The 13,236-nt window shown below is 71.3% G+C and carries 10 protein-coding genes; 5 read left to right on the top strand and 5 right to left on the bottom strand.

Annotation, left to right across the window (positions count from 1 at the left end; all coding sequences use genetic code 11):
* Position 1 precedes the first annotated feature (1 nt).
* The 4 genes from rplT to DVS28_RS08950 all read right to left on the bottom strand — a co-directional run bounded on the left by rplT (position 2) and on the right by DVS28_RS08950 (position 2,273).
* Positions 2-355, bottom strand: a complete 354-nt coding sequence (gene rplT / locus DVS28_RS08965) for a 50S ribosomal protein L20 (protein WP_108665638.1) — start codon at positions 353-355, stop codon at positions 2-4.
* A 51-nt stretch (positions 356-406) separates the two neighbouring features.
* Positions 407-604, bottom strand: a complete 198-nt coding sequence (gene rpmI / locus DVS28_RS08960) for a 50S ribosomal protein L35 (RefSeq protein WP_108665637.1) — start codon at positions 602-604, stop codon at positions 407-409.
* 286 nt (positions 605-890) lie between these two features.
* A complete protein-coding gene (locus tag DVS28_RS08955; protein WP_114591148.1) occupies positions 891-1,313 on the bottom strand; it encodes a hypothetical protein in 423 nt (140 codons plus the stop codon).
* Between the two features lie 51 nt (positions 1,314-1,364).
* Positions 1,365-2,273 (bottom strand): prepilin peptidase, encoded by a 909-nt coding sequence (locus DVS28_RS08950; RefSeq protein ID WP_216826498.1) that lies wholly within the window; start codon positions 2,271-2,273, stop codon positions 1,365-1,367.
* Between DVS28_RS08950 and DVS28_RS08945 the strand changes: the two genes are divergently transcribed.
* From DVS28_RS08945 to DVS28_RS08925, 5 genes are all read left to right on the top strand, one after another.
* Positions 2,263-3,420, top strand: a complete 1,158-nt coding sequence (locus DVS28_RS08945) for an acyl-CoA dehydrogenase family protein (protein ID WP_114591147.1) — start codon at positions 2,263-2,265, stop codon at positions 3,418-3,420. The genes DVS28_RS08950 and DVS28_RS08945 overlap by 11 nt on opposite strands.
* Positions 3,417-4,484: an alpha/beta hydrolase gene (locus DVS28_RS08940; RefSeq protein ID WP_114591146.1), complete on the top strand. Its 1,068-nt coding sequence runs from the start codon at positions 3,417-3,419 to the stop codon at positions 4,482-4,484. Before DVS28_RS08945 ends, DVS28_RS08940 begins: the two co-directional genes overlap by 4 nt.
* 38 nt (positions 4,485-4,522) lie before the next feature.
* Positions 4,523-6,433, top strand: a complete 1,911-nt coding sequence (locus DVS28_RS08935) for an ABC transporter ATP-binding protein (protein ID WP_114591145.1) — start codon at positions 4,523-4,525, stop codon at positions 6,431-6,433.
* 89 nt (positions 6,434-6,522) lie between these two features.
* Positions 6,523-8,130, top strand: a complete 1,608-nt coding sequence (locus DVS28_RS08930) for a M36 family metallopeptidase (protein ID WP_114591144.1) — start codon at positions 6,523-6,525, stop codon at positions 8,128-8,130.
* Positions 8,131-8,160: 30 nt separating this feature from the next.
* On the top strand, positions 8,161-9,657 hold the full coding sequence (locus DVS28_RS08925; RefSeq protein ID WP_114591143.1) for an aldehyde dehydrogenase family protein: 1,497 nt from the start codon (positions 8,161-8,163) through the stop codon (positions 9,655-9,657).
* Between the two features lie 174 nt (positions 9,658-9,831).
* Here the strand turns inward: DVS28_RS08925 and DVS28_RS08920 are convergent, their stop codons facing one another.
* Positions 9,832-13,179 (bottom strand): cell wall-binding repeat-containing protein, encoded by a 3,348-nt coding sequence (locus DVS28_RS08920; protein WP_114591142.1) that lies wholly within the window; start codon positions 13,177-13,179, stop codon positions 9,832-9,834.
* Between the last annotated feature and the right edge of the window lie 57 nt (positions 13,180-13,236).

Here is a 13,236-nt window from a genome sequence, read left to right as displayed (position 1 = left end):
CCTACAGGTGGGCCTTCGCCTGCTCGACGAGCGCGGAGAACGCCGCCGGGTCGTTGACGGCCAGCTCGGCCAGGATCTTGCGGTCGACCTCGATCTCGGCCTGCTTCAGGCCGAACATGAAGCGGCTGTAGGACAGGCCGTCCTGGCGAGCCGCCGCGTTGATGCGGGTGATCCACAGCTTGCGGAAGTCCCGCTTCTTCGCGCGACGGTCCCGGGTTGCATACCGATCGGCGTGCAGGATCGTCTCGTTTGCGACGCGGTACCGGCGGCTGCGTGCCCCCCGGAACCCCTTCGCGCGGTTCATGACTGTACGACGGTGCTTGCGTCCGTGGACGCCGCGCTTCACGCGTGCCATTGGGTGTCTCCTAGGTGAGGTGTGTCGAGGTGAAGGTGGTGAACGGAGGGGCTACTGGCCCAACATGCGCTTGATGGTCTTGGCCTCTGCGGTGTTGTGCAGCGGCTGGTCCTTGCGCAGGCGCAGCTTGCGGCGCTGCGGCTTGTGCTCCGCGAGGTGGTTGCGGTTCTGGCGGCGGTGCATGACCTTGCCGGTCTTGGTGACGCGGAAGCGGTCCTTGGCGCCGGAGTGGCTCTTCTGCTTGGGCATGACGTGCTCCTGATGGGCGGTTCTGGGGAGAGCTGTCGTGGGTCTTGCTCTGGCCGTCGCCGTGGTGACGGCGGGAAAACGCAACGCGGCCGCTGCGCAGGGGCAGCGGCCGACGACGATCCCACCAGCCCGACAGGGCTGGCGTTCTGACGTGATGGACCCACGCGAGTCGTTGCCCGGTAGGTGGGGAAAGCCGCTCCCACTTGGTATGGACTCGCGATGATACGTCAGATCGTGGCGATCTGCCGAACCCGCGGTATCGGCCGGTGGGCCGGGTCCACCGCGGTCAGCCCTGGCCGGGAATCCAGAGCTTGTCGGTGGCCTTCTGCTGGGGCTGCTGCGGTGCAGCCGGCGGCGGCGTGTCAGCCTGCGCCTGACCGGGCTCGGCCGCCTGCCCCTCCCCCTGGCCCTCGCCGGCCTGCTCGGCGGCGATCTCCTTCTCGGCCTGGACCTGGGCCGTCTTCAGCTGCACGATCGCCTGCTCGAGCTGGGCGGCGGTCTCCTCGAGGACGACCCGTCCGGCAGCGAGCAGCGCCTCCATCGAGTCGATCAGCACGCGGGCGTCCGGCAGGCCGAGCTTGACCTCGGCGCCGGTCCCGAGGACCGAGAAGGCCTGCAGGAGCAGGTCGTGGACAGGGGCCTGGCGGAGCTCGTTGAAGTAGGCCTCGAGCTCTTCCTGGCTGGGCTGGGGTTGCTGGGGTGCGCTCATAGTCGCGGCCATCCTACGCGGGCCACTGGCGCGTTCACCGACGTGGCGATGTCAGCGAAGCCCGGAGAAGCGCAGGTAGGCGTCGACCAGCGTCGGCCCGACGAAGAGCGCGACGAACGATCCGGCGGCGAGGAACGGCCCGAAGGGGATCTGGTCCTTGCGGTCGCCCTTGCGTGCGGCCAGGACGATCGAGGAGATGATTCCGCCCCCGAGGAACGCCACGAACATGCCGATCACCACGGTCCCCCACGACACGTAGCCCAGGCCCATGCCGAGGAACGCCGCGAACTTCACGTCGCCCATGCCCATGCCGCGCGGGTAGATCAACGCCAGGAGCAGCAGGAACCCGAACGCGGCCAGCCCGCCACCGACCACCCGCAGCGCCACCGACGGTTCGCCGTTGAGCACGGCCGCGCCGACCAGCAGCACGAGCAGCACCGGGGTCAACGGGTAGGTCAGGGCGTTGGGGATCCGCTTGGTCGCCAGGTCGATGAAGGTGACGACCAGGAGCATCCAGGCGAACAGCAGCATGCCGGGCAGCGCCCAGTAGTCCGGCGGCTCCATCGAGGCCAGCCACCAGCCGACGGCGGCGAACATCACGCCCGAGGTCAGCTCGACCGCGGGGTAGCGGCCGCTGATCGGCTGCCCGCAGTGCCGACACTTCCCCCGCAGCAGCAGCCACGACAGCACCGGGATGTTGTCGCGCGGGCTGATCTCGTTGCCGCAGCCCGGGCAGGCGCTGGGCGGCCGGACGACGCTGCGGCCCTCGGGGACACGGTGGATCACGACGTTGCCGAAAGACCCGAACAGCAACCCGAAGACCCCGGCGAACAGCGCGACCAATCCAGCCATGGGCCACATGATGCCTGCTCGGTCCCTGCCACCGGTGCTGCCGTCCCCGATGGTGTGGACGACCAGTCGCTGCTCGGCACGGTAGAACTCGACCTCGATGTCGGACACCTCCCACCTGCCCCCACCCGAGCTCTCGGCCCTGCTGCGCGAACGCGCCCCCGAGATCGAGGCGGCCCGCCGGCTGCCCCATGACGTGGTGGCCGCCATGCGTGACGCCGGACTGTTCCGCTCCTGGGTCCCCTCGGCCCACGGCGGCCCGGAGCGGACGGCCATGGAGGGGCTGGAGTCCATCGCGGCCGTGGCAGCAGATGACGGCGGCGCCGGGTGGTCGGTGATGATCGCCCTGACCACGTCGATGACGGCCTACCTGCTGCCCACGACCCACGCCGAGGCGATCTACGGCGACCCGGACGCCATCACCGGCGGGTTCGCGGCGCCGGCCGGGACGGCGGTCGCCCTGCCCGACGGCGGCTTGCGGGTCAACGGCCGCTGGGCATGGGGGTCGGGAACCAGCCACTGCACGGCCATCGCCGGCGGGGTCCGCCTGGTCGACGCCGACGGCCGACCGGCCCCACGGGCCGACGGGCTGGCCTTCCCGTTCGTCTTCTTCGATCGCGACGACGTGACGCTGCTGGACACGTGGCACGTCATGGGCCTGTCCGGCTCGGGCTCGACGGACTACACCGTGACCGATGCGATCGTGCCCGAGGGCCGCTGGGTGGAGTTCGGCCGCAGCGAACCGGTGGTCGAGCGTCCCCTGTCGCGGTTCCCGATGTTCGGGCTGCTGGCCCTCGGCGTGGCGTCCGTCTCGGTCGGCCTGGCCCGATGCGCCTTGGAGGAGCTGGTCGACCTGGCCGGCGGCAAGCGACCGCAGGGCAGCCGCAGGACCCTCGCCGAACGGCAGACGACGCAGGTCGACGTGGCGCGGGCCGAGGCAACCGTCCGGTCGGCGTGGGCGTTCGTGGCCGACGTCGTCGGCGACGCGTGGGAGACCGCCGAACACGGCGACCCCCTGACGGTCGAGCAGCGCCGGCTGCTGCGCCTGGCCGCGACCGACGCCACGGCCCGGTGCAGCGACGTGACCCAGCGCCTGCACAAGCTGGCCGGTGGCGTGGACGCCTACCTGAGCTCCCCCATCCAGCGGGTGTTCCGCGACGCCCACGTCGCCTCACAGCACGCCATGGTGGCCGAGCGGACCTACGAGCTGGCCGGGCGGCTGGCGCTGGGCCTGGACACCGACGCGAGCCAGCTGTGAACGGCGCCCTGCTGGCCGCAGGAGGCCTCGCAGCAGCCGGGATCGGGGTCTCGCGACTGCTCCCCCTCCGGCCCCTCCCCCGCCCCACCGGTCGACATCTGGTCGGCACCCGCACCGTGGTCCTGGACGACGACCGACATGCCGACGGGCTGCCGGTGCAGGTCTGGTACCCCACGGCCAGCGACGGGCCGGCCGCACCGCTGCTGGTCGACGGCACGGCGTTCGGCCGCGGGCTGGCGGCGTCCTACGGGATCCCCGCCGCGCTGCTGGGGCACCTCCGCTGGGTCCGGGGCAGCGCGGTTGCTGGCGCGCCGCCCCTCGAGGTGGCCGATGACCTGCCCGCCGTCGTGCTGGTCCACGGCTGGAAGGGGTTCCGCACCGCCCACGCCGACGTCGCCGAACAGCTGGCCTCGCAGGGCCACGTCGTCGTGGCGGCCGATCACGTCGGGGGCTCCCTGGCGGCGGTGCGACCCGACGGATCCGTGCAGCCCATCGACACCTCCCTGCTGCCGCCCGAGGGGACGCCGGACTACTGGCCGTCGGCACGGCGGCTGGTCGAGCGGTACGCCGCCGACCTGCACACCGTCCTCGACGCGTTCGGTGGACCGCACCTGCCGCTGGCCGGCTCGCGGACGCTGCTGATCGGCCACTCCACCGGCGGGGCGGCCGCCCTGATGACCGCGGGGGCGCACGAGCGGGTCGACGGCTGGGTGGGCCTGGACCCGTGGGTGCGTGCGATCTCCATGGCTGGCGGATCCCTTCCCCGCGCGCTGGGCGCCACCACGAGGATCCTGCGCAGCGAGGAATGGACGGGCAACGCCAACGACGAGGTGCTCCTGCCCTTCGCCGCTGACCTGGGCCAGCCCGTTCGGACGATCGCCGGCACCGGTCACGTGGACTTCACCCTCCTCGGCCGCCTGTCCCCGCTGGTCCGCCGGGTCGGCCTGACCCGCGCCGATCCCGACGTGACCCGCCGGGCCACGCTGTCGGCCGCCGCGGACCTGCTGGCGGGGCTGCCCCACCCCGGCCCGTCAGACCCCCCGAAGGCGAGCAGCACCGGCTGACCCGAGCAGCCGCTCGGGCCGGCGGGCAGGATGGCGGCGTGTCAACCGAGGCCCAGCCATCCGACCGTTCCGCTCGACCGGCGCGGCCGCCGGGCCTCGTCCGCCGTGTCGTCCACGCCTTCGCGCCCTACCGGACGAGGGTCCTCATCGTCTGCGGGCTGATCGTGGTCACCGCCACCATCGGCGTGGTCAACCCGCTGCTGGTCCGGGTGGTCTTCGACGACGCGTTGTTCGCCGACGGTGGCCCCAACCTCTCCCTGCTGTGGACGCTCGTGGCGATCATGACGACGCTGCCGCTGATCTCGGCGGGCCTGAGCCTGTACCAGACCTACGTCACCAACACGATCGGGCAGCGGGTCATGCAGGACCTGCGCAACAACCTCTACGCCCACCTGCAGGGCATGCCGCTGCGGTTCTTCACCGACACCCGGACGGGCGAGATCCAGTCCCGCCTGTCCAACGACATCGGCGGGGTGCAGGCGGTCGTCACCGACACCCTGTCCAACCTGCTGTCCAACTCCGTCACGCTGATCAGCGTCATCGTGGCCATGCTGGCGCTGTCGTGGCAGCTGACGGTGCTGAGCCTGGGGCTGCTGCCGATCTTCGCGTGGCTGTCCAAGCGGGTCGGCCACGCCCGCCGCAAGGTGTCGAAGTCGACCCAGAAGGAGCTCGCGGACCTGTCGGCGATGTCGGAGGAGACGTTGAGCGTCAGCGGCATCCTGCTGTCCAAGACCTTCGGGCGGCAGCAGGCCGAGATCGAGCGGTACTCCGCCGCGTCGGGTCGCCTGGCCGAGCTGCAGGTCCGCCAGACGATGATCGGCACGTCGTTCTTCTCCGTCATCCAGGCCTTCTTCGCCATCACGCCGGTGGCCGTCTACGCGCTGGCCGGCGTGCTGCTGGCCGACGGGGGCAGCGGGGTGCTGGGCGGTGGTGACCTGACCGCCGGCACGATCGTGGCGTTCACGACGTTGCAGGCCCGGTTGTTCTTCCCCATCGCCCGGACGCTGGAGGTCAGCGTGCAGCTGCAGTCCTCCCTCGCCCTGTTCGAGCGGGTCTTCGAGTACCTCGACCTCGAGCAGGACATCGTCGACGCCGACGAGGCGACGGAGCTGGGCCAGGTCGAGGGTCGGATCCACTACGACCACGTGTGGTTCGCCTACGAGGGCATCCCCGACGACGTCGACACGCCGACGGAGTGGGCGCTGTCGGACGTCGACATGACCATCGAACCCGGCCAGCTGGCGGCCCTGGTCGGCCCGTCCGGCGCGGGCAAGACGACGTTGACGTACCTGCTGCCACGCCTGTACGACGTCGACCGCGGCGCGGTGCGGCTCGACGGCCACGACGTGCGCGACGTGACGCTGGCCAGCTTGGCCCAGCAGATCGGCATCGTGACGCAGGAGACCAACCTGTTCCACGCAACCATCCGCGAGAACCTGGTCTACGGCCGACCCGACGCCACGCAGGAGGAGATCGAGGAGGCCTGCCGCGCCGCGTCGATCCTGGACCGCATCCACGAGCTGCCCGACCGCTTCGAGACCGTCGTCGGCGAGCGTGGCTACCGCATGTCGGGTGGTGAGAAGCAGCGGCTGGCCATCGCCCGCGTGATCATCGCCGACCCGCGGGTCCTGGTCCTCGACGAGGCGACCAGCGCGCTGGACACCGTCAACGAACGGATCGTGCAGCAGGCGCTGGAACGGCTGATGGAGACGCGGACGACCGTGGCCATCGCCCATCGGCTGTCCACGATCCTGCGTGCCGACGTCATCTTCGTCGTCGACCGCGGACGCATCGTCGAACGGGGCACCCACGACGAGCTGCTGGCGGCCGGCGGGACCTACGCCGGGCTGTACCACGAGCAGTTCGGCGGCGGCGAGGTCGAGGCCCGCTGCGCCGACGGCCTGCTGCTGCGCAACGGGGACGTCGTGCGCATGGGCGCCGACGACTGACCCTGTCGGGGTCCGCGATCCCTGTTGGGGTCCGCGACCGGGACGATCCGACAGCAGGAGTACGGCTGCGCGACGTCGAACAAGGCGACATGCGCATACCGCCGATCGTCCTCCTGCTCGTCCTCACCATGCTCGCCGCCCCGCTGGCGGTGTCGGCTGACCAGCCCATCGCCCGTCGAGGTGCCGCCGTCGAGGAGGTCCGCGAGGGCCTGCTGATCGGTGACCTCGGCCCGGCGACCGCGCCCGAGGCTGCGCTGGCCGCCGCTGCGGACCGGCTGGGCGTCGACGCCGCGGCGTTCGCCTTCGACTTCCACCGCACGTCGCTGGCCGGCGAGCACTTCCGTGGCCGCCAGGTCGTGAACGGTGTGGCCGTCGACGGGACCGCGGCAGCCGTGCACGTGATCGACGGCCGGATTGTGACCGTCGAGGCCCGCGACACCGACGCCGTGGGCGCCCCCGTTGCCGACCCCGTCGCCGCCGAGGTGGCCGAGGCCGCCGTGCTGGGCCACTTCGGGATCACCGAGGCGATCGCCGTGGACAGCGAACGCCTGCTCGTCCCGACCGACGGCGTGCTGGTCGACACGTGGCGAGTCGGCGTGGTCGCGGCCGGTGTCGCCACCACCGTCGACGTCTCCGCGGCCGACGCATCGATCCTCGAGCTCTCCGACGACCGTCGCTTCGCCGAGGCCGTTGCCACCCTGTTCGCGCCCAACCCGATCGCCACCTCCGGCCACATCGACATGCGCCAGGACGTCGACATCGCGGGCGTCGACGTCGACTACACCACCGACGAGCGGGTCGCCGAGGAGCTTCGGGACCTGCCGATCCTCGACTTCGACCTGCCCCGCGCGGCGGCCGGCAACCTGGTCGGCCCCTGGGTCGACGTGATCGGCGGCGGCCCGATGGTCCCGGTGCTCGACCGGTTCGACGTCAGCAAGACCGACCCCCGGTTCGAGGGCCTCATGGCCTACCACCACATCGACGCCATCCAGCGGTACTTCCAGGACGTGCTCGGCATGGACAACGTCAACGCCGAGGCGCAGCTGACCGTCGCCCTCCCCGTGATGGGCTTCGACAACTCCTTCTACCAGCCGGCCAACGACCTGGTGCTGTTCGGCGCCGGCGGGGTCGACGACGGCGAGGACGCCGAGGTCATCATCCACGAGCTGGGACACGCCATCCACGACGACCAGGTCCCCGGCTGGGGCGGGTCGGCCGAGGGCGGCGCCATGGGCGAGGGCTTCGGCGACTTCCTGGCCGCCACCTACTTCGCGACGTTCGACGACACGGTGCGGACCCAGGACACCTGCCTGATGGAGTGGGACTCCACCTCCTACTCCTCGGAGGAACAGACCTGCATCCGCCGCATGGACACCGCCAAGACCTACGCGGACAAGGTGAACCAGGTCCACGCCGACGGCGAGATCTGGTCCAAGTTCCTGTGGAACGTGCGCGAGCACCTCGGGACGACCGAGGCCGAGCGGTCCGCCAACGTCCTGCGGTGGTTGCTGACCGCCCACTTCTCGATGAGCGACCGGGCCGACTTCGCCGAGGCGATCCGCGCGCTGGAGCTGACCGTCGACGCCGTGGCCCCCGACGCCGACACGGCAGCGGAGTGGGACGCGGTGCTGTACGACGAAGCGGTCGCGATGGGCATGCCGATCGCCGCCCGGCCCGGGATCTCGACCGGTTCGTAGTGCCCCTCGTCGGCGGGTAGCGTTCGGGGCATGGAGCGCCTCGAGAAGCTGACCGCCGGCATGCCCCTGCTCGTCGGGGGCGACCGGTTCACCACCGTCCCCACCGACATCGCCGACGCCTTCGAGCCCGGCGACGCCGTCCTCGTCGCCGACACCGGCGAGGTCCTGCACGTCCCGGACGCCGAGCGCCGGGCGGCCACCGTCGCCGTCGACGCCGCCGTGGCCGCGTTCGACCTGATGGGCACGGCCACCGACGAGCAGGTCTCGGCGTTCTACGACACGTTCGCCAACGCCCTGGCGGACGACACGATCTTCGTGGCCATCGCCGAGGCCAACGCCGCCGACGTGGAGGCTGCTCGCCAGAAGGGCCGGTCCACCACACGGCTGGAGCTGACCACCCGGATGCGCAACGACATGGTCGAGGGGCTGCGCGGCTGGCGTGACATGCCCGGCGGCCGTGGCGAGGTCGTGGAGACCGTCACCCACGACGGCTGGCGGGTCGAGCAGGTCCGCGACCGCCTCGGCGTCGTCGGGTTCGTCTTCGAGGGCCGACCCAACGTGTTCGCCGACGCCTGCGGGGTCCTGCGCAGCGGCAACACCGTGGTCTTCCGCATCGGCTCCGACGCGCTGGGCACCGCTCGCGCGATCGTGACCCACGCCCTGCGCCCGGCGCTTGCGGCTGCCGGGCTGCACGAGGGATCCGCGGCCCTGGTCGACTCCCCCTCGCGCGCCGCCGGGTATGCCCTGTTCAGCGACCCGCGGCTGTCCCTTGCCGTGGCCCGTGGGTCGGGCCGCGCGGTGTCCATGCTCGGTGGCATCGCCCGCAAGGCCGGCATTCCCGCCAGCCTGCACGGCACCGGCGGCGCCTGGATCGTGGCCGGCCCGACCGCCGACGCCGACGACTTCGGCGAGGCCGTCACCCGCTCGCTGGACCGCAAGGTCTGCAACACCCTCAACACCTGTGCCATCACCGCCGACCGTGCCGACGAGCTCGTGCCCGTCTTCCTCGACGCGCTGCGGGCGGCCGGTACGGCGCGCGGGGTCGAACCCAAGCTGCATGTGTCGGCGGACTCCGTCGAGCACGTCCCCTCTGACTGGTTCGACCGCCAGGTGCCCATCGCCCGGGCCGAGGGCGAGGTCAAGGAGGCCCAGGCCGAACGGATCGCCGCCGACGAGCTCGGCCGCGAGTGGGAATGGGAGGACTCGCCGGAGGTGACGCTGGTCGTCGTCGACTCCATCGACGACGCGGTGCAGCGCTTCAACGCCCAGGCACCGCGGTTCGTCGCCAGCCTGCTGGCCACCGACCCTGCCGAGCACGACCGGTTCTTCGCGACCATCGACGCTCCTTTCGTCGGCAACGGCCTGACCCGCTGGGTCGACGGCCAGTACGCGCTGGGCAAGCCCGAGCTCGGACTGTCGAACTGGGAGACCGGCCGGCTGTTCGCCCGCGGTGGCATCCTCGCCGGCGACTCGGTGCACACGGTCCGCACCCGCGCGGTGCTGGACCGTCCCGACATCCCGCGCTGACGCGACGACCCCGGCGCCAGAACTGCCCCCACACGCACCAACGAGGTCGCGTCGTGCGGGCGACGTGACCTCGTTGGTGGGCTTGGTGGTTGGGTTCGGCTGCACAGCTCGAGCTGGACAGCTGGGTGCTGATCGACGGCCGCCCCGACAGTTCGTCGAGGCGGCCGCCATGGATCAGCGGACGGGGTGCAACAGCGCCTCGATGGCCTCGAGGACGATCGCGCCGATGGCGCTCTCGCCACCGAGCAGGACCGCGCTGGTCACCGAGGTGGTGGCCTCGAGGTAGTCAGCCGTGTCCGGGCTGAGGTCACCGGATGCCGTCAGCAGCAGCGGCGCGTCCAGGCGTGCCAGGCGTGGACCGCCTGCCAGCGCGTCGGGGAACGCGTCGTCACGGGCGAACCCGACGGCCATGGGGCTGTCGAAGAACGTCTCCGCAACCAGGACCGCCGTGGCATGGCGGGTTGCACCGACCACCGACTCGGCGTCGGGATACGCGGCAGCCGCGGGGCCACCGATGGCGTAGACGTCGGCATCGCTGGACCCGAGGTAGGCGTCGACCGCCGGGTGGGGCTCACCCGCCGGCGTCAGCAGCACCGCACCACCACGCGCACCAGCAGCCGCACCGGCGGCCATGGCGTCGGGGAAGTCATAGCCGTTGGTGATCAGCAGCTCCGACGGGTCCCCGATGACGTCGGCGATCTCCAGCGCCGTCTCGATCCGGCTGTCACCGGCGAGACGGACGGCCTGGTAGCCGGCCTCGGTCAGGCTGTCCTCGATGGTGCTGGCCAGCGCGGACTCGCCACCCAGCAGGTAGACGCTGCCGCCGGGCGCCAGCGCTCGGGCGATCTCCGCTGCAACCTCGGCGTCGAGGCTGTCGGAGGGGTTGATCAGGACGGGCGCGTGCAGTTCGACGGCCAACGGTGCCCCGGCAAGGGCATCGGCGTACTCGTCGGCACGGGCCAGGATGATGTTGCTGGCCTCACCGTCGGCGAAGTCGGCCTGCGACACGGCGATGGCGGTCTGGACACGGCCCGCACCCTCGAGGCGCTGGACGAAGGGCTCCGGTGCCGGGGTCGGCTCCGGGGTGGGCTCGGGCGTCGGCGTGGGCTCCGGCGTCGGGGTCGGGGTCGGGGTGACGGGACCCGGGTCGACGGGACCGGGGTCGACCGGATCGCTCGGGCACTCGGTGACCCGGACGGCCTCGCCGCTGTAGAGGAACGGTCCCTGGTAGGACCCGTAGCTGGAGTAGTCGTCCTGCTGGCCCGGGGCTGCCGGGTCGAACAGCAGCGCGATCAGTCCGCGGAGGGGCTGGCCGAGCGGGATGTAGATCCCCTCGTCAACCACTTCCACCTGGATGCCGTGTGCCTCCAGCCGGGTCTCTGCCGACGGCATGAGGCCGAACTGTGGGTCGCCCTCGTACTCGATGCGTTCGGTGTACTGCTCCTGGGTGATCAGGTATCCGCAGGGCGCCGGGTCGACGATGGTTCCCTCGCGGCTGTCGCGGATCGGCGGGCTGATCCGGGGGGTGTCCCGGGTGCCGTGCAGGATCAGCGGCCCCTCGTTGAGGGAGTTCTGCTCGAACGATGCGGCCTGGACCGCAGCGGCGTCCTCGTGGTGGGCCACCGCGAAGCGAAGCAGCTCGCGGTAGGTCCACAGGTGGGAGTAGACGTGGCGTCGGTCGTTGTGGTTCTGCTGGGTCGGTCCGCCGGAGCCGGAGGCGTTGGGCCGGGTCGGCCCACCGTTGCTGCGGGACTCCAGGAGGATGCCGACGATGCCCTTCAGGCCGAGGGTGTTGCGAAGGATGGTCTCCTCGCTGTACCCGATCGGGTAGGGCTGGGGCCACCAGCCGTCGTCCTCGGCAGCGTTGAACAGGTAGTCCAGCGTCAGGGCGTTCTGCGTGTAGCTGGCCAGCTCGGCGTCGACCGCCTCGTTGCGGGCCCACAGCAGCGGCAGGTCACCGACGTCGTTGTTGCCGTAGTGGTGGCCGTCGATGGCGATCGTCGGCTCGTAGAGGCTCATGGCTCGGGCCACGGCCAGGGGCTCCGGCTCGCGCAGGAGGGAGTGGTCGCGGTTGAGGTCCTGGCCACGGGCGTTGCCACGGCTTCCGGCTGCCCGTCCGTCGCCGTTCATGGACGGCATGACGATGACGGTGACCTCGTCGAGCAGCTCGTCGATGAACGGGTCGTCGTCGAGTGCGAGGTAGCGGATGATCATGAAGCAGGCCTCGCGGCCACCGGCTTCGGGACCGTGGACGTTGCAGTTGAGGAAGACCGTGTCGCCCTCGCGTGCGACCTCCGGGGTCGGGGGTGGGTCACCGAAGACGAACAGGTTGATGTCGCGGCCGAGGTGGGTGCGTCCCATGAGCTCGACACGGACCCGGTCGCTGTTGGTCTTGATGAGGTTGGTGAACGCAACCTCGCCCTCGTAGGAGGTCCAGTCGTCGGGGTCCTCCTCGAACTCGGTGCGGAAGGCGTCCGACGGGCTCGGCGCCTCCATGGTGTCGGCGTACACCCAGTCAGACCAGGGGCCCTCGACCCCGGCAGCCACCGCGCGCACGCGCCAGCCGTACCGGTCGCCGGGGATGAAGCCGGCGTCGGCGAAGGTGGTCGACTCGCCGGTGTAGGTGTAGCGGTTGTAGCGCCAGATGCCGATCAGCAGCTCGCTGTCGATCGGGGTGTTGGTCGCGTCGACAGGGATGCGCTCGATCTCGTACTGGGTGACCAGCTGGTCGTTCTCGGTGGCCGGGTCCCAGGTGACGGTGGTGAAGCCCCACTCGGGGGTGACGGCCACGCCGGCCACGGCCTGCGTGGGCGCGACGGACTGGTCGACGACGGTGGGTGTCGGGGCGGGCGCGGGGTCGTTGCCCGTGCCAACGGCGAACCAGGCGAAGTCGGCGTAGGCCGGGTTGGTGCCGGCGTTGCCCGAACCGATGCCGACCCAGCCGTTGGGCAACGGGGTGGGGTCGGTGTAGGTCAGCATGGGGGCGGCGGGCTCGGGCGTGCCGAGCGGCCAGATGGAGGCGGTCAGGTCCCCGTCGTCCTCGGCGAAGGCGAGCTCGTACCAGGTGTTGCTCTGGAAGTCGCCGGGGATGGCCACCTCGGCGAGGGTGGTGACGTCACCAGCGATGTTGACGCGCAGGCGCAGGTCGCCGCGGTACTCCTCGACGAAGTACGACGTCTCGGCGTCCTCCTCACCGGACCCGGCGAGGTGGACCTGGAAGCTGGTGCTGGCGTTGTTGTCCGCGCCGACATGCACCACCGTCCTGACCTCGGGGCTGTTCGGGGTGCCAGCGGCATCGAAGCTGAGCAGGCGATCCGGGCTCGACGACGGCCCCTGGACGAGGCGAAGCGGGTCGTCCTGGACCGCGAAGTATCCGGGCGCCCAACGGGACGTCCAGCCGGCGGGCGGGGCGCCGGGGGTGTCAGCGGAGAAGTCGGCGACGAAGGTCGCTGCTCGGGCCGGGGAGACCACGAGCAACGAGGAAACCAGCAGCGCGACCACCATCCAGGCGACGGTGATCACGGATGATCGGGGACGTGAGAAGGTTTGCAAGGGTGCACTCCTGTGCGGCGGGAGGGA

Source organism: Euzebya pacifica, from assembly GCF_003344865.1.
In the GTDB taxonomy this organism is placed as follows: Bacteria; Actinomycetota; Nitriliruptoria; order Euzebyales; family Euzebyaceae; genus Euzebya; species Euzebya pacifica.
This window is presented reverse-complemented; position numbering and strand designations above follow the sequence as displayed.